The organism is Pseudomonas sp. LB3P25 (genome assembly GCF_054897985.1).
Genome location: NZ_CM142711.1, coordinates 5,999,080 through 6,015,108, shown reverse-complemented (window position 1 = coordinate 6,015,108; position 16,029 = coordinate 5,999,080). Strand labels below are relative to the sequence as shown.

The following is a 16,029-nucleotide window of genomic DNA, read 5'->3' as shown; positions in this document are numbered from 1 at the left end:
TAACTGAGCGCTATGTACAAGCTTTCCTTTTTTGTTCCGGCCAGTCATGTGGAACAGGTCAAAAGTGCCGTATTCGCCGCCGGTGGCGGACGGATCGGCGCATACGACCATTGCGCCTGGCAAGTGCTCGGCCTCGGCCAGTTTCGTCCATTGGATGGCAGTCAGCCGTTCATTGGGGAAGCGGGGCAGGTCGAGCAGGTTGAGGAATGGAAGGTTGAGCTTGTGGTCAGTGACGAGTTGATTCGGGCGGTGATGGTGGCTCTGAAAGAGAGCCATCCCTATGAGACGCCGGCTTACGAGGTATGGCGGCTAGAAGATTTTTGATTTTCCGGTCCGCTGAAATGAGAAACCCGCTGAAGTGATTTCAGCGGGTTTTTTATTGTCCGGGATTTGACCCTCGTAGGAGCTGCCGAAGGCTGCGATCTTTTGATCTTGGCGGCCGGAAAGCCGACCAATTTCTCGACATACGCCGCACCACTTGTAGGAGCGATGCTTACTCGCGAAGGCGGCCTGACAGCCGACCAATCTCCCCCATATGTACGCCGACCCACTGTGGGAGCGAGCCTGCTCGCGATGGCGACCTCACAGGCAACGATGTTTATTGATCGGTTAAAGCATCAGAACCGTCCCACAAGTCTTTCAGGTTGTCGGTCGGAAGTGGCCTATCTAACCTCCAACATCCGTTCTTACCCATATTTTGCAAGACTACTTGGAGAATACAGATGACGAAGCACTCTAGCGGCCACGTCCTCTCATCCGTCTTGGACACACTGGTCAAACGTCCTCTAAATCAAGCAGATGACGCGGTGCTTGTGAGCGTGGCCAAAGCTGTTTGGTACTCGAAATTGAATCTTGAGAGTGAAGTTTCAGTTTTTCTTAGTCGCCACACTGACGAGGTCGAGCTTCGTCGTGCAGGCTACTTGCTCGAGCGACTCACTCGTTTTTCGTGCGTGTCTGATAGCTGCGTGTCGGAGACTCTCAACGCCCTTGAGCTTTTTGAACACTCGGCTTCCAGAGCAGTAGTAACACCGCAATCAGCCGTTCCGCTTCGCCATCGCCGTGATGACCTCGCCGTTACTTGGGGGTTAAGTGAGGGGCTTGGTCTGAAGGCTCAATCCCTCATGCCTTTCCAGACTCGGCACTACGAGGCTGAGCAGCGCGCAACGTTTTCCTGAGCTTAAGCTGCATTATAAAAACCCGGCCTAGGTCGGGTTTTTGCTGTCCGCTTGGATAAGTGATTGCGTTTATTCGTCAGGCAAAACATCAGAACCTTCCCACAAGTCTTTCAGGTTGTCCGTCGGAAGTGGGCTCTCTAACCTTTGGCTGTCGCTGCCAATTCAGCGATCGGGACTGCAAGCCCGCCGATAGTTTGTTAGGCACCTTTAAGCGCACCTATAATCGTGGCGCTTAAATCAATGGTCATCGATTTATGGTGGCTGTGTGCGGGAGATCTTCGGGTCTGCCGAGGTTGCCTAACGACTCGGTCTTGCAGACCCGCGCACAGCTGCCACCAGTTGGCGTTCGACCTCACTGGGCCGACGTGCAATCTGGCATTGGGGATTCAGCAGATGATTTCTCTGGCGGAGTTGTCGGTGAATCGTGTGCTAGATCATCTGGACCCGCAGGGGTAGCACAATGAAAAAAGCCCGCTGGACCTGTGACGGCCAGCGGGCTTTGAAATTTGTGGTGTTCGTGAAGGCCTCTTCGCGAGCAAGCCCGCTCCCACATTTTGACCGGGTCGGTCATAAGAATTACGAACGCCGCCGATCTACTGTGGGAGCGGGCTTGCTCGCGAAAGCCGACTCTCAGGCGCCAAAAATCTAAACCCTGGCACTCACCTCACTGCGATTAACCAAAGCTTCCAGCGCACAACTCAAACTCGCTGCTTTATCGCCAATCAGCAAATGCCAAACCCCACCATCCAATTGACTGACACCCATGCAACCAAGCGCTTTCAACTGCCCCTCCGACAACGCCCTGCCATCCGCCAGTTGCAACCGAATCCGGGTCATGGCGATGCAATCCAATTGCAACACATTGTCGCCGCCGCCCAGTGCCTTCAGCCATTGCTGGGCTTCTGTATTCGCCACAACGGCAATTTCAGGTAGGTCGACAACGGCAGCGGGGGAGGCGATAACCGCGCGACCCAACGCCGACATCGCCAACCGAATCTCATCAGCAATGCTGTCGGCCATCGGCCCGACCACCACCTGCAAACTCCCGCCTTTACCTGGACGCACAACCGCCATTGCACCCAGCGCTTTCAAATCAACGTCGGACACTTTGTTGCGATCCACCATGTCCAGCCGCAGCCGCGTTGTACACGCGCCCACTGTGATCAAATTCTGTGTACCGCCCAGCGCCTTGATGTAAGCGCCGGCCCGTTCGTTATCGGCGACGACGACTTTGTCGCCCGCTGGAATGTCTTCACGCCCCGGCGTCTTGAGGTTGAAGCGGCGAATGCAGAAATCAAACACCCCGTAGTAGATCACCGCATACGCCAGTCCCACCGGGATGACCAGCCAGCCATTGGTGGATTTACCCCAGCCGAGGATCATGTCGATAAAGCCACCGGAGAAGGTAAACCCGAGGTGGATATTCAATAGGTTGGTGACGGCCATCGACAAACCCGTTAGCAGCGCGTGCAGCAAAAAGAGCAGTGGCGCGAGGAACATGAAGGCGAATTCGACGGGTTCGGTGACGCCGGTCAGGAACGAGGTGAGCGCCATGGACAGAAAAATCCCGCCCATGACCTTGCGGCGTTCCGGCAGGGCGTTGCGGTACATCGCCAGGCACGCGGCGGGCAGACCAAAGATCATCATCGGGAACATGCCGGTCATGAACTGGCCGCCCATGGGATCTCCGGCGAAGTAGCGCGACAGGTCACCGGTGACGATGGTGCCCGTGGTCGGGTCGGTGAAGTTGCCAAAGACGAACCACGCCATGTTGTTGAGGATGTGGTGCAGGCCGGTGACGATCAGCAGGCGGTTGAACACGCCGAAGACGAAGGCACCGAAGCTGCCGCTCTCCATCATCAATGCGCCGAAGCTGTTGATGCCTTGCTGGATCGGCGGCCAGATCAAGCCAAAGATGACGCCCAGGCCGACGGCGGCGAACCCGGTGACGATCGGCACGAAGCGCCGGCCGCCGAAGAACGCCAGGTACTCCGGGAGCTTGATGTCCTTGAAACGGTTGTACAGCGCGCCCGCCATCAAGCCACTGATGATCCCGGCGAGCATGCCCATGTTGATGCTCGCGTCGAGCACCTTGAGGGTGGAGATCATCACCAGGTAGCCAATGACCCCGGCCAACCCGGCGGTGCCATTGTTGTCCTTGGCGAAGCCGACCGCGATGCCGATGGCGAAGATCATTGCCAGGTTGGCGAAGATCACCTGGCCGGCGTCGTGGATGATCGCGATGTTCAGCAGGTCGGTGTCGCCCAGACGCAGCAACAGGCCGGCAATCGGCAGGATCGCGATCGGCAGCATCAGCGCGCGGCCGAGGCGCTGCAGGCCTTCGATAAAGTATTGGTACATGGCGGATCTCCCTGGATTTTTGTTGTTTTCAGCTCAGAGGCCATTGCTGGTGACAGGCGTGACGCACAGCAGCGGCGCTGCTCAACTTGAGCAAGTCCTGGCTGATGCGTCGGCATTCGGCGGCGTCGTGGTGACGGACGCGGTCCTTGATTTCACCGATCTGCACCGGGCTGACCGACAACTCGCTGACTCCCAGGCCGATCAATACCGGCGTGGCCAGCGGATCGGAGGCGAGCGCGCCGCAGAGACCGACCCAACGGTTATGCACCGCAGCACCGGCGCAGGTCTGGGCGATCAGCCGCAGCAGCGCCGGGTGCATCGCGTCGACCCGCGAAGCGAGGCCGGCGTGGTCGCGGTCCATGGCCAGGGTGTATTGCGACAAATCGTTGGTGCCGATGGACAGGAAGTCCGCATGCTCTGCAAGCTGCTCGGCCAGCAACGCGGCGGCCGGGACTTCGATCATCACGCCCAGCTCGGGGCGCTCACTCACACCGAGTTCAGTGCACAACGCGTCGAGACGCTGGCGGATGTGCAGCAACTCATCGACTTCGGTCACCATCGGCAACAGGATCCGGCAGCGCGAAAGTGGATTGACGTGCAGCAGCGCGCGCAGTTGCTGATCGAGGATTTCCGGGCGGACCTGAGCCAGGCGAATACCGCGCAGGCCAAGCACTGGATTGGCCTCAGCCGGCAGCGGCAGATAGTCGAGTTGCTTGTCGCCGCCGACGTCGATGGTGCGGATGATCACCGACTTGTCGCCCATGGCGTCGAGCACGGCTTGATAGGCGGTGCGTTGTTCCTGTTCGTCCGGCGCGGTGTTGCGATCGACGAAGAGAAACTCGGTACGCAGCAAACCGACGCCGTCTGCACCATTGGCCAACGCCTCGGCCGCTTCAGCACTAGACGCCACATTAGCGGCGACCTCAATCTGCAAACCGTCGAGCGTCAGCGCCGGGGTGTGGGCCTGAGCCTGTTGTTCGGCGCGGCGCTGTTGACGATTGAGTTGCGCCTGGTGCACTTCGGCCAAACGTTCGGCATTTGGCATCAGTTCGAGGCGACCGTCATCGGCATCCAGCACGACCGCTTGGCCTTGCGGCTGATCCAGCAGCGTAGAACCCAGTGCAACCATGCACGGCAAGCCTTTGCCGCGAGCGAGAATCGCCACGTGGGAAGTCGCGCCGCCCTCGGCCATGCACAACCCGGCGACACCTTGCTGACTGAGTTGCTGCAAGTCGGAAGGCGTCAATTCATGCGCGGCGACAATGGCGCCGGCCGGCACGTCGTAGTGCCAGGTTTCGCCGAGCAGGGCACGCAGCACGCGTTGTTTGAGGTCGCGCAGATCGTTGGCGCGTTCGGCCAACAGCGGGCTGCCGAGTTGCTGGAGAACCTCGCACTGCACGTCGATCGATTGGCTCCAGGCGTGGGGCGCGGCCATGCCTTGGTCGATGGAGGTGTTCGCTGCGTCCAGCAGCGCCGGGTCTTCGAGCAGGGCGAGGTGCGCGGCGAAGATCGCTTCTTCGTCGGTGTTTTTATGTTTCCTGGCTTGGGCCAGCGTGTGGTCGATTTCGCTGCGCACAACGGTCAGCGCGGTGTCGAGGGCTCGCAGTTGTTGCTCGGGATCATGGCTGCCGGCGTCCACAGGCAGGCTGATCGCGTTCAAGCGAAACAACGGTCCGGCAACCAAACCGGGAGCTGCACAAACACCGTGCAGCACGCCCGCTTCGGCAGCTCGAGTGCGTCGGGCAAGCGGTGTCGGCGCGGCGGCGTGGCTGTCTTCGGCCAGCGCTGTGGATAACGCGATCAGCAATGCTTGCAACGCCGCTTCGGCATCCGGGCCCTGGCAGCTGACCTGAACCTCGTTCTGCTCGCCGACGGCCAAACCCATCAGTCCGATCAAGCTGTCGCAGGTCGCCGATTTGCCAGCGAAATGCAGCTGCGATTTGCTCTTGAAACCTTGCGCCGTCTGACGAATCAGCGCTGCCGGACGAGCATGCAGACCGCCACGATGGGCGATGCGAATGTGGCCGTAAATCTCTTCCCCGGATAGCTCCGCTTCAGCCTGCGCCCCCGACGCGTGCCGACGAATGATGTGCAGCAATGGCTCGCCAACTTTTACCGACTTCAGCGTGATTGGCCGCGCCTGAAAGTCCTGGCTGTTGGTCAGGATCATCAAGCTGACCAGGCTTTTGCACTGTTGCGCGACCTTGTCCAGGTCATAGCGCAACAGCGGCTGGCCATTGCTGACCCGAGCACCTTCCTTGACCAGCATCGAGAAGCCTTCGCCCTGCAACTCGACCGTGTCGAGGCCCAGGTGCAGCAGCAATTCTGCACCGTTGTCGGCACGCAAGGTCACGGCGTGGCCGGTGCGGGCGACATGCACCACGACGCCGGCGCACGGGGCGTGGAGGGTGTCATTCAGCGGATCGATGGCGATCCCGTCACCCATGGCGCCGCTGGCGAACACCGGGTCGGGGACTTTGGCGAGCGTCAGCACCGGGCCGCTGAGCGGGGCACTGAGGGTCAGCTCTTTATTATTGTTGTGCATGGCTCGGTCTCATCAGGAAAAACTACGGTTCGGATCAACTCGCCCCCCTGTAGGAGCTGTCGAGTGAAACGAAGCTGCGATCTTTTGATCCTGCGTTGAAAAGATCGCAGCCTCGTTTCACTCGACAGCTCCTACAGGGCTAATCACTTGTCATTCGGCTTAGTGCGTGCGGGTCACTTTGCTCAAATGACGCGGCTGGTCCGGGTCCATGCCTCGGGCGACGGCCAAACCGGCGGCCATGACGTAGAAACTCTGGATCGCCAGAATCGGATCGAGCGCCGGGTGCTCGGCGCGGGTCAGGGTGAGGTCGCGTTCGGCAATGTCATCCGGTGCGGCCAGCAATACGCGGGCACCGCGCTGGCGCATATCGGCGGCGAGGCTCAGCAAACCGGCTTGCTGGGCGCCGCGAGGGGCGAAGATCAGCAGTGGATAATTTTCATCAATCAATGCCATCGGGCCGTGACGGACCTCGGCGCTGCTGAAGGCTTCGGCCTGGATCGCCGAGGTTTCCTTGAATTTCAACGCGGCTTCCTGGGCGATGGCGAAACCGGCGCCACGGCCGATCACCATCAAACACTGGCGATCACGCAGGGCGTCGATGGCCAGGCTCCAGTCCTGTTTCGCCGCCTCGCGCAAACCTTCCGGCAGTGCGAGGCCGGCCTCCAGCAATTGGGCATCCTCTTTCCAGTGGGCGATCAGACGGGCGCTGGCGCTGAGGGTGGCGATAAAACTCTTGGTCGCCGCGACGCTGTTTTCGGTGCCGGCACACAGCGGCAGGCTGAACTCACACGCGGCTTCCAGCGGCGAACTCTCGGCGTTGACCATCGAGATGCTCAGGGCCCCGCGCTTGCGCAGCAGACGCATGCTGTTCACCAGATCGGGACTTTGCCCGGACTGCGAGAAGGCGAACGCCACTTGGCCGCTGACCTTCAACGGCGCTTGCAGCATGGTCACCACCGACATCGGCAACGACGCCACCGGGAAGCCCAATTGCTGCATGGTCAGGTAGGCAAAATAACTGGCGGCATGATCGGAGCTACCGCGAGCGACCGTCATCACCACTTGCGGCGGCTGACGACGCAGGCGCCCGGCGATCTCGATCATCTGCGGGTCGAGTAGCTGCAATTGGGCTTGCACGGCCTCGAACGAGGACAGCGCCTCTTCAAGCATTTTTGAAGTCAATGTCTTCTCCTTCGACCATGACGGCGGTCAGTGTGAGTGAGCGATCGAGCCGCACGCAGTCGGCCCAGCTGCCGGGTTGCAGGCGCCCGCGTTCGTTGAGGCCGAGGTAGTCGGCGGGGAATTGCGAAAGGCGTTGTGAGGCCTCGTCGATTGGCAAACCGATCTTCACCAGATTGCGCAGGGCCTGATCCATGGTCAGGGTGCTGCCGGCCAGCGTGCCGTCGGGCAAGCGCACACCACCCAGGCATTTGGTCACGGTGTGGCTGCCAAGCTTGTACTCACCGTCGGGCATGCCAGCAGCGGCAGTGGAATCGGTGACGCAATACAGGCATGGGATGGAGCGCAGGGCCACACGGATCGCGCCGGGGTGCACGTGCAGCAAATCCGGAATCAACTCGGCGTATTTGGCGTGAGCCAGCGCCGCGCCGACGATGCCCGGCTCTCGGTGATGCAGCGGGCTCATGGCGTTGTAGAGGTGGGTGAAACTGCTGGCACCGGCTTCAAGCGCGGCCACGCCTTCCTCGTAACTGCCGAGCGTGTGGCCGATTTGCATGCGCACGCCGCGAGCGCTGAGGTCACGGATCAAGGCGTCGTGGCCGGCGATTTCCGGGGCGATGGTGATCACCCGGATTGGCGCCAGTGCCAGGTATTCTTCGACTTCGGCCATCAACGCGGTGTGGGCGAAATTCGGTTGGGCGCCGAGTTTGCCGGGGTTGATGTACGGGCCTTCCAGGTGCACGCCGAGGACTCGGGCGCTGCCTTTCGGGCGCTGTAAACAATATTCGCCGGCGGCTTTAAGCACGCTGGAAATTTCTGCAGGCGGCGCGGTCATGGTGGTCGCCAGCATCGACGTCGTGCCGAAACGAATATGGGTTTTGGTGATGGTCTCGAAGGCTGGCGCACCTTCCATGATGTCTTTGCCGCCGCCACCGTGAACGTGCAGGTCGATGAAACCCGGCAGCAGGTAAGGCAGATCGTTGTCGGCTGGATTGCACGGTTGGCCGTCGATCGACACGACCTTGCCGTGTTCGTGAATCAGCCGACCGCGAACCCAGCCGCGGGCGGTGAGGATGTTGTCTTCGGACATGATCGGTTCTCGGTTGCTCGATTAGCGGCGAAGCTATTTATCTACGAAGCTCTGCGACAAAGTCGTAGTAGTCGTTGCGGCAATAGGTGTCGGTGACTTCGATCGGCGTGTTGTCTTCCAGGTAGCCGACCCGGGTCATCAGCAGCATGGCGGTGCCGGGCGCGATGCCCACCAGGGCGGCGAATTCGTCCGAGGCGTTGATCGCCTGAATGTGCTGCAGGGCGCGGACGATCGGCTTGCCGATGCCATCGAGGTATTCGTAGAGGGAGTCGCCCACCGCTTGTGGCTTGGGAATGATCGAGGCGGGCAGGGTGCTCATCTCGATCGCCATCACCGTGTCGTCGGCTTTACGCAGACGTTTGAGCCGCGCGACCTTGTCGTTCGGCGAGAGGCTGAGGCGGATCAGTTCTTCGTGGGTCGGCGAAGTGATTTCCCGTTCCAGCCATTGCGAGCCGGGGACAAAGCCTTTCAGGCGCAGCATCTCGCTGAAGCCCGAGAGGCGCGACAGCGGTTGTTCCAGGCGGGGAGTGATGAATGTGCCGGAACCTTGGTTGCGGCGGATCAGGCCTTGCTCGAACAGAACTTCCAGCGCCTTGCGGGCGGTGACGCGGGAGATGCCCAGCATTTCGCTGAGGTTGCGCTCCGACGGCATCGCCTGTTCGGCTTTCCACTGGCCGGCATGGATCGCGGCTTCCAGGTTGCGCGCCAGTTGCAGGTACAACGGCGTGGGCTGGGTGTCGTCAGGGCGTAGGGCCTGGAGGTCATTCATGTAGGTTTGGTCCGATGCGGATATTGGAGTGTTGTCGCCCGGTGGTGGGATGAAACCTAATACCACTTAAATACCATGTCAATGAGACCACTTTGCTCAAGGCGCGGAAAATCTTGCCCTGCTGGATGGTTGGAAGCATGGTTGGTTTTAAGTGGTATTAGAGGTAGGGGTTTTGAAAGCAAAGATCGCAGCCTGCGGCAGCTCCTACCGAAGGGAATGGTATCTACCCTGTAGGAGCTGCCGAAGGCTGCGATCTTTTGATTTTATTTTTTGATGAGCGACCAACGGTAGCTAATTTGATCGTTCCCACGCGCCGCAAAGGAATGCAGCCCAGGACGCTCCGCGTCCCCTCCAAAACCGAACGCGGAGCGTCCGTTGAGGCATTCCCACGCAGAGCGTGGGAACGATCATAGAGGGGGATTACGGGCGGATTTCGATCATCGTGCCGTCCGACACCAAACCCCACACCTCTCGCATGTCCATGTTGCGCATGGCAATGCAGCCGTCGGTCCAGTCCAGCGTATGGAACAGGTCTTCGGGGGTGTCTTCAGTGTCCGGGGTGCCGTGGATCATGATCATGCCGCCGGGTTCGACGCCTTCACGCCGGGAGCGCGCGGAATCACTGATGTTCGGATAGGAAATGTGCATCGCCAGGTTGAATTTATCGCTGACCTTGCGCCAGTCCAGCCAATAGAAACCTTCAGGCGTTCGTTTGTCGCCTTCCATGAGTTTCGGGCCGAGGGGTCTTTTTCCCAATGAGATGCGATAGGTCTTGAGCGGCTTGCCGTCATTGATCAATTGCAATTGGTGGGCAGATTTGAGCACCAGGATTTTTTCGATGACTTTGCCGTCCAGGGTTTCCGCAACGGAAGCCTGGGAGACAGCGACGAACGTCAAGCAAAACACGGCAAGCAACCAGCGCATTGAAACGATATCCCTAGAGGTGTCGCGACTATTTAATAGTTATAGGTGTTTTTGTAGGAGCTGCCGCAGGCTGCGATTTTTTAGCGGCTTGCGGAGGTTCCGAATTTAAATCAAGTAATGGCAAGCTGGGCAAGCGGCGGGATCGACTCGGACCGCACGGGGTAGACCTCGGTCCGCCGGTCAGCGAAGAAGCATTCTAAGGTACGGCCCACCGTGCGGAAAGCCAGCTCGGACCAAGGGATGTCGGCTTCTTCGAAAAGCTGCACTTCCAGGCTCTCGGGGCCTGCGGCAAAGTCCAGGTCCACCAGCTCGGCGCGAAAGAACACATGCACCTGACTGATGTGCGGCACGTCGATCAACGTATAGATGCTCAGGTTGCGCACCCGCGCGCAGGCTTCTTCGGCTGTCTCGCGAATGGCCGCCTGCTCGATGGTTTCACCGTTTTCCATAAAGCCGGCGGGCAGGGTCCAATAACCGAGCCGAGGCTCGATGGCGCGTCGGCACAGCAAGACCTTGGAGCCCCAGGTCGCCACGCAACCGGCGACGATATTGGGGTTCTGGTAGTGAATCGCCTGACAGCTGTCACAGACAAAACGCAGGCGCGAATCGCCCTCGGGAATGCGCTGGGTCACCGGGTTGCCGCACTGACTGCAAAATTTCATGCTTGGGTTCCTGAATGCTGCGCCTATCTTGGCGTGCGACGGTGTCTGTCGGCAAGTTGTCGTTTAGCGACATGCAATGGTTATGGGCTTGGGCGGTCGGTTCGATTGGTGCATGATGCGAGGTAGCGAATAAATCGAGAAGTCTCATGCTGGACGAGCTACTGCATCGAGTAAGCAACCACACCCCACGCACACTGGAAACCGACAAACGTTTCCCTGAAGCCGCGGTACTGGTGCCCATCACTCGCAGTGACGAACCGGAACTGGTTCTGACCCTGCGCGCCAGCGGGCTCTCGACCCATGGCGGAGAAGTCGCCTTTCCCGGCGGGCGGCGCGACCCTGAAGACCCGGACCTTATTTTTACCGCCTTGCGCGAAGCCGAAGAAGAAATCGGCCTGCCGCCTGGTCTGGTCGAAGTGATCGGCCCGCTGAGCCCGCTGATTTCCCTGCACGGCATCAAGGTCACACCCTATGTCGGTGTGATTCCGGATTTTGTCGAATACCTGGCCAACGACGCCGAAATCGCTGCGGTGTTCAGCGTGCCCCTGGAGTTCTTCCGCAAGGATCCGCGTGAACACACCCATCGCATCGATTACCAGGGCCGCAGTTGGTACGTGCCGAGCTATCGCTATGGCGAATACAAAATCTGGGGCCTGACGGCGATTATGATCGTCGAGTTGATCAACTTGCTCTATGACGCCAAAATCAGTCTGCATCAACCGCCCAAAACTTTTATCAACACCTGAAGCCATCGCTCGTAGGGTGTGAACCCCGCTTTTTACAAGTGAGCCTGCCTGGCCTTGAGGACAATAAGATGAAATATCGCCTGGGCGACGCCCGCGTCGAAACCCATCCGCAGAGCTGGGTCGCACCCAATGCCGTGCTGGTGGGTAAGGTCAAATTGGAAGAGGGCGCTAACGTCTGGTTCAACGCTGTGCTGCGTGGCGACAACGAACTGATCCTGATCGGCAAGAACAGTAACGTCCAGGACGGCACGGTGATGCACACCGACATGGGTTACCCGCTGACGATCGGCACCGGCGTGACCATCGGCCATAACGCCATGCTTCATGGCTGCACGGTGGGCGATTACAGCTTGATCGGGATTAACGCGGTGATCCTCAACGGCGCGAAAATCGGCAAGAACTGCATCATCGGCGCCAACTCACTGATCGGTGAGGGCAAGGAGATTCCAGACGGTTCGCTGGTCATGGGCTCCCCCGGCAAAGTGGTGCGCGAGCTGACCGAGCCGCAGAAAAAAATGCTGGAGGCCAGCGCTGCTCACTATGTGCATAACTCGCAACGTTATGCCCGTGATCTGGTTGAGCAGGAAGAATGAGCGCCACCGAACGACCGGTTCCTTCGCCATGCGTGAATATCTGCGCGTTGGACGACGATGATATTTGCATCGGGTGTCAGCGCACGGTGGAAGAGATCACCCGCTGGAGCCGGATGGATAACGAAGAGCGCCGCAAGGTGTTGGGGTTGTGCCATGAGCGGGTCAAGTCCAGCGGTTTGCTCTGGATGATCGGCAAAACGCCTAACCTGTAGCAGCTGCCGAAGGCTGCGTTCGGCTGCGAAGCAGTCGTAAATCCTGAGTCCGTGGTGTGCCTGAATGACTGCATTGCCTGATTTTGCGACTGCTGCGCAGCCGAACGCAGCCTTCGGCAGCTGCTACAGGATTCGCGTTCGGGTTTGGTGCTTGTGTATGTCTGAAGTACCCTGTGCGCCAAATTGACAGGGATCCCGCCGCCCCATGCTCTTCCTGATCGCTTACATCAGCAGCGTCGTGTTGATCAACTACGCCTTTTCCACCGCTCCGCACCTGGACATCATCTGGTCGGCCTGGGGTGGTTTGGTGTTCGTTTTGCGCGACATGGTGCAAACCCGTTTCGGCCATGGCGCGATCGCGGCGATGCTGGCAGCGCTGGTGTTGTCCTACGTGACGTCCGATCCCTCCATCGCGCTGGCCAGCGCCACGGCGTTCGCGGTGTCCGAATGCATCGATTGGTTGGTGTTCAGCATCACCAAGCGTCCCTTGCACGACCGCCTGTGGATAAGTTCGGCCCTGAGTATTCCCCTCGATACCTTCATCTTCTTCGGCATGATCGATGCGTTCACTCCGGGCGTGATCCTCACCGCCATGGGCTCGAAGTTCGCCGGCGTGACGGCCGTGTGGTTGATCATGGCCTGGCGCTTGCGCAAACAGGCCGTCGTCAGCTGAAGCCAAACCCGCCGGTTCATGTAAAATGCCGCGCTTTCTCCCCATGGGAAGCGCGCTTGTAGCCTGTACGGCCAGTTCGTTAGTTCAAGTTCGGATGCAGGAAGTCCATAGCCAAGGCGATGTGACGAGTCATAGCTTGCTATGGCGAGGAGCGGCAACGCAGGATATGGGCTTCCTGCGCCGAAATTGACTAACAGAACTGGCCACACAGGCTACTTTCGCCGCGACCCTCGATGATCCGCTTCTTGAGGACCTGAGATGACCCGTATCGGAACTCCATTGTCGCCAACCGCGACCCGCGTACTGCTGTGTGGCTGTGGTGAGTTGGGCAAAGAAGTGGTGATCGAGCTGCAACGTCTGGGCGTTGAAGTGATTGCCGTGGATCGCTACGCCAATGCACCGGCCATGCAAGTCGCCCATCGCAGCCATGTTATCAACATGCTCGACGGCGCCGCCCTGCGTGCGGTGATCGAAGCCGAAAAGCCGCATTTCATCGTGCCGGAAATCGAAGCCATTGCCACCACGACCCTTGTGGAGCTGGAAGCCGAAGGCTTCACCGTGATCCCGAGCGCTCGCGCCGCGCAGTTGACCATGAACCGCGAAGGTATCCGTCGCCTGGCCGCTGAAGAGTTGGACCTGCCGACCTCGCCGTACCACTTCGCCGACACCTTCGAGGATTACAGCAAGGCCGTTCAGGACCTGGGCTTCCCGTGCGTGGTCAAGCCAGTCATGAGCTCCTCGGGTAAAGGTCAGAGCCTGCTGCGTAGCGTCGATGACGTGCAGAAAGCCTGGGATTACGCTCAAGAAGGCGGCCGTGCCGGTAAAGGCCGCGTGATCATCGAAGGCTTTATCGACTTCGACTACGAAATCACCCTGTTGACCGTGCGTCACGTTGGCGGCACTACGTTCTGCGCGCCAGTCGGTCACCGTCAGGAGAAGGGCGACTATCAGGAATCCTGGCAGCCACAAGCGATGAGCCCGATTGCCCTGGCTGAATCCGAGCGCGTTGCCAAAGCCGTCACTGAAGCCTTGGGTGGCCGTGGTCTGTTTGGTGTTGAGCTGTTCATCAAAGGTGATCAAGTCTGGTTCAGCGAAGTCTCGCCGCGTCCACATGACACCGGTCTGGTGACGTTGATTTCCCAGGACCTGTCGCAGTTCGCGCTGCACGCACGGGCGATTCTGGGCCTGCCAATTCCACTGATCCGTCAGTTCGGCCCATCGGCTTCAGCAGTCATTCTGGTGGAAGGACAGTCGACTCAGACGGCGTTCGCCAATCTCGGTGCTGCGTTGAGCGAGCCGGACACGGCATTGCGTCTGTTCGGCAAGCCTGAAGTGAATGGTCAGCGTCGGATGGGTGTGGCGTTGGCGCGTGATGAGTCGATTGAAGCGGCTCGTGCCAAGGCAACCCGTGCTTCTCAGGCTGTTGTTGTAGAGTTGTAAGCGCGTCGCGGCATTCGCGAGCAGGCTCGCTCCCACATTGAACTGCGTTCTTTCTGACGGAACGCGGTCCCTGTGGGAGCGAGCCTGCTCGCGAAGGCGCCCTATCAGGCAACCCGATTCAGATCGTTATTGCGCGTTTCCTTCAGGCACAGCACCGCAATCAAGCTCAGCACCGCCGCCCCAGACACATACCCGCCGACATAACTCAAACCCCCCATCGCCACCAGCTTCTGTGCGAAGAACGGTGCCGCCGAGGCCCCGACAATGCCGCCCAGGTTGTAGGCCGCCGACGCACCGGTATAACGCACGTGAGTGGGAAACAGCTCCGGCAGCAGCGCGCCCATCGGCGCAAACGTCACGCCCATCAGAAACAGCTCGATGCACAGGAACAGCGCCACGCCCCAGGTCGAACCTTGGGTCAACAGCGGCTCCATCAAGAAGCCGGACAGAATCGCCAGCACACCGCCGATGATTAGCACCGGTTTGCGCCCGTATCGATCACTGGCCCAGGCGGACAGCGGGGTGGCAGCGGCCATGAACAATACGGCGAAGCACAGCAGTCCGAGGAAGATTTCGCGGCTGTAACCCAGTGTCGACACGCCATAGCTCAGCGAAAACACCGTCGAGATATAGAACAACGCGTAGCACACCACCATCGACCCGGCGCCCAGCAACATCGGCGCCCAGTATTGGCTGAACAGCTCGACCAGCGGGATCTTCACCCGCTCCTGGCGAGCCATTGCGTTGGCAAATACTGGCGTTTCGTGAAGTTTGAGGCGCACGTACAGACCGACCATCACCAGCGCGGCACTGAGCAGAAACGGAATTCGCCAGCCCCACGAACGGAACTGCTCGTCGTTCAGGGTCATGGCCAGCGTAAGAAACAGGCCGTTGGCCGCGAGGAAGCCGATCGAGGGACCGAGCTGCGGGAACATGCCGAACCAGGCGCGTTTGCCCTTGGGCGCATTCTCGGTGGCCAGCAACGCCGCACCGCCCCATTCGCCGCCGAGCCCCAGGCCTTGGCCGAAGCGCAGTACGCAGAGCAGGATCGGCGCCCAGGCTCCAATGCTGTCGTAACCCGGTAGCACGCCGATCAGCGTGGTGCATACGCCCATCAGCAGCAGCGAGGCAACCAGTGTCGATTTGCGCCCGATGCGGTCACCGAAGTGGCCGAAAAGCGCCGATCCCAGTGGTCGAGCCAGGAAGGCGATGCCGAAGGTGAGGAACGCCGACAGCATCTGGGCCGTGCCGGAGGTCTGCGGAAAGAACACCGGACCGATCACCAGCGCAGCGGCAGTGGCATAGACGTAGAAGTCGTAGAACTCGATGGCGGTGCCGATGAAGCTCGCGGTCGCCACGCGGGTGGCGGAGTTCGTCGGTTGCGCAGGCGCGGTGTCGTTATAAGTCGTGCTGGTCGTCATGCGGTTATCCCTGACAGTCATGTGCCCCAGTGGAGCGAATTATTATGGTCGAACACCCAGGGATGTGGGAGTGAGGCGCGGCCGCTGTTCAAGGTAGGAACAGTCGTCGGTGTAGTGCGGATATTGCAGATGGTCTGGCCGGACCTGCTGCGTGCGGGGTAAGCACGTGGTGCGGCGGGGCTTGGGTAAGCGGCTCGATTATAGGAAGGCGGCTATCGATCGAACAAGGGCATAGATAT

The 16,029-nt window shown here is 60.0% G+C and carries 15 protein-coding genes and 1 pseudogene; 8 read left to right on the top strand and 8 right to left on the bottom strand.

Annotated elements, in window-relative coordinates:
• The first annotated feature begins 12 nt into the window (after positions 1-12).
• The 3 genes and pseudogenes from ACYZTW_RS27670 to ACYZTW_RS27660 all read left to right on the top strand — a co-directional run.
• The gene (locus tag ACYZTW_RS27670) at positions 13-324 is read left to right on the top strand and encodes an NGG1p interacting factor NIF3 (RefSeq protein WP_462002602.1); all 312 of its coding nucleotides are present in this window, start codon (positions 13-15) and stop codon (positions 322-324) included.
• A gap of 398 nt (positions 325-722) precedes the next feature.
• Positions 723-1,175, top strand: a complete 453-nt coding sequence (locus ACYZTW_RS27665; protein ID WP_462002601.1) for a hypothetical protein — start codon at positions 723-725, stop codon at positions 1,173-1,175.
• Between the two features lie 336 nt (positions 1,176-1,511).
• Positions 1,512-1,631: pseudogene (locus ACYZTW_RS27660) on the top strand (DUF6124 family protein); the annotation flags it as partial.
• A 189-nt stretch (positions 1,632-1,820) separates the two neighbouring features.
• On the opposite strand, the gene nagE reads toward ACYZTW_RS27660, so the two are convergent.
• The 7 genes from nagE to ACYZTW_RS27625 all read right to left on the bottom strand — a co-directional run bounded on the left by nagE (position 1,821) and on the right by ACYZTW_RS27625 (position 10,705).
• Positions 1,821-3,536: an N-acetylglucosamine-specific PTS transporter subunit IIBC gene (gene nagE / locus ACYZTW_RS27655; RefSeq protein WP_462002600.1), complete on the bottom strand. Its 1,716-nt coding sequence runs from the start codon at positions 3,534-3,536 to the stop codon at positions 1,821-1,823.
• 28 nt (positions 3,537-3,564) lie between these two features.
• Positions 3,565-6,081, bottom strand: coding sequence for a phosphoenolpyruvate--protein phosphotransferase (gene ptsP / locus ACYZTW_RS27650; protein ID WP_462002599.1), 2,517 nt, complete (start codon positions 6,079-6,081; stop codon positions 3,565-3,567).
• A 159-nt stretch (positions 6,082-6,240) separates the two neighbouring features.
• Positions 6,241-7,263: an SIS domain-containing protein gene (locus tag ACYZTW_RS27645; protein ID WP_462002598.1), complete on the bottom strand. Its 1,023-nt coding sequence runs from the start codon at positions 7,261-7,263 to the stop codon at positions 6,241-6,243.
• A complete protein-coding gene (gene nagA, locus ACYZTW_RS27640; RefSeq protein ID WP_462002597.1) occupies positions 7,244-8,350 on the bottom strand; it encodes an N-acetylglucosamine-6-phosphate deacetylase in 1,107 nt (368 codons plus the stop codon). Before nagA ends, ACYZTW_RS27645 begins: the two co-directional genes overlap by 20 nt.
• Positions 8,351-8,387: 37 nt before the next feature.
• Complete coding sequence (locus tag ACYZTW_RS27635) at positions 8,388-9,119, bottom strand: GntR family transcriptional regulator (protein ID WP_462002596.1); 732 nt, start codon at positions 9,117-9,119, stop codon at positions 8,388-8,390.
• A gap of 420 nt (positions 9,120-9,539) precedes the next feature.
• On the bottom strand, positions 9,540-10,043 hold the full coding sequence (locus ACYZTW_RS27630; RefSeq protein WP_462002595.1) for a L,D-transpeptidase family protein: 504 nt from the start codon (positions 10,041-10,043) through the stop codon (positions 9,540-9,542).
• 110 nt (positions 10,044-10,153) lie between these two features.
• Complete coding sequence (locus ACYZTW_RS27625) at positions 10,154-10,705, bottom strand: NUDIX hydrolase (RefSeq protein WP_462002594.1); 552 nt, start codon at positions 10,703-10,705, stop codon at positions 10,154-10,156.
• Between the two features lie 146 nt (positions 10,706-10,851).
• Here ACYZTW_RS27625 and ACYZTW_RS27620 point away from each other — a divergent pair, with 146 nt between their 5' ends.
• The 5 genes from ACYZTW_RS27620 to purT all read left to right on the top strand — a co-directional run bounded on the left by ACYZTW_RS27620 (position 10,852) and on the right by purT (position 14,369).
• A complete protein-coding gene (locus ACYZTW_RS27620; RefSeq protein ID WP_429511951.1) occupies positions 10,852-11,451 on the top strand; it encodes a CoA pyrophosphatase in 600 nt (199 codons plus the stop codon).
• Positions 11,452-11,519: 68 nt separating this feature from the next.
• Complete coding sequence (locus ACYZTW_RS27615; protein ID WP_007954617.1) at positions 11,520-12,044, top strand: gamma carbonic anhydrase family protein; 525 nt, start codon at positions 11,520-11,522, stop codon at positions 12,042-12,044.
• On the top strand, positions 12,041-12,256 hold the full coding sequence (locus tag ACYZTW_RS27610; protein WP_462002593.1) for a DUF1289 domain-containing protein: 216 nt from the start codon (positions 12,041-12,043) through the stop codon (positions 12,254-12,256). Before ACYZTW_RS27615 ends, ACYZTW_RS27610 begins: the two co-directional genes overlap by 4 nt.
• A gap of 205 nt (positions 12,257-12,461) precedes the next feature.
• Complete coding sequence (locus ACYZTW_RS27605; RefSeq protein ID WP_310263625.1) at positions 12,462-12,929, top strand: VUT family protein; 468 nt, start codon at positions 12,462-12,464, stop codon at positions 12,927-12,929.
• Between the two features lie 258 nt (positions 12,930-13,187).
• Entirely contained in the window at positions 13,188-14,369 is a 1,182-nt protein-coding gene (purT, locus tag ACYZTW_RS27600) for a formate-dependent phosphoribosylglycinamide formyltransferase (RefSeq protein WP_462002592.1), read from the top strand.
• A 104-nt stretch (positions 14,370-14,473) separates the two neighbouring features.
• Here purT and ACYZTW_RS27595 read toward each other — a convergent pair whose 3' ends face one another.
• Positions 14,474-15,790 carry an MFS transporter gene (locus tag ACYZTW_RS27595; RefSeq protein WP_462002591.1) on the bottom strand — a complete coding sequence of 439 codons (1,317 nt, stop codon included), beginning with the start codon at positions 15,788-15,790 and terminating at the stop codon, positions 14,474-14,476.
• Between the last annotated feature and the right edge of the window lie 239 nt (positions 15,791-16,029).

Coding starts and splice junctions, on each gene's coding strand:
- ACYZTW_RS27635 (WP_462002596.1), bottom strand. CDS start 9,119: ATGAATGACCTCCAGGCCCTACGCCCTGACGACACCCAGCCCACGCCG.
- ptsP (WP_462002599.1), bottom strand. CDS start 6,081: ATGCACAACAATAATAAAGAGCTGACCCTCAGTGCCCCGCTCAGCGGC.
- ACYZTW_RS27615 (WP_007954617.1), top strand. CDS start 11,520: ATGAAATATCGCCTGGGCGACGCCCGCGTCGAAACCCATCCGCAGAGC.
- ACYZTW_RS27620 (WP_429511951.1), top strand. CDS start 10,852: ATGCTGGACGAGCTACTGCATCGAGTAAGCAACCACACCCCACGCACA.
- ACYZTW_RS27665 (WP_462002601.1), top strand. CDS start 723: ATGACGAAGCACTCTAGCGGCCACGTCCTCTCATCCGTCTTGGACACA.
- nagE (WP_462002600.1), bottom strand. CDS start 3,536: ATGTACCAATACTTTATCGAAGGCCTGCAGCGCCTCGGCCGCGCGCTG.
- ACYZTW_RS27605 (WP_310263625.1), top strand. CDS start 12,462: ATGCTCTTCCTGATCGCTTACATCAGCAGCGTCGTGTTGATCAACTAC.
- ACYZTW_RS27595 (WP_462002591.1), bottom strand. CDS start 15,790: ATGACGACCAGCACGACTTATAACGACACCGCGCCTGCGCAACCGACG.
- nagA (WP_462002597.1), bottom strand. CDS start 8,350: ATGTCCGAAGACAACATCCTCACCGCCCGCGGCTGGGTTCGCGGTCGG.
- purT (WP_462002592.1), top strand. CDS start 13,188: ATGACCCGTATCGGAACTCCATTGTCGCCAACCGCGACCCGCGTACTG.
- ACYZTW_RS27625 (WP_462002594.1), bottom strand. CDS start 10,705: ATGAAATTTTGCAGTCAGTGCGGCAACCCGGTGACCCAGCGCATTCCC.
- ACYZTW_RS27630 (WP_462002595.1), bottom strand. CDS start 10,043: ATGCGCTGGTTGCTTGCCGTGTTTTGCTTGACGTTCGTCGCTGTCTCC.
- ACYZTW_RS27670 (WP_462002602.1), top strand. CDS start 13: ATGTACAAGCTTTCCTTTTTTGTTCCGGCCAGTCATGTGGAACAGGTC.
- ACYZTW_RS27610 (WP_462002593.1), top strand. CDS start 12,041: ATGAGCGCCACCGAACGACCGGTTCCTTCGCCATGCGTGAATATCTGC.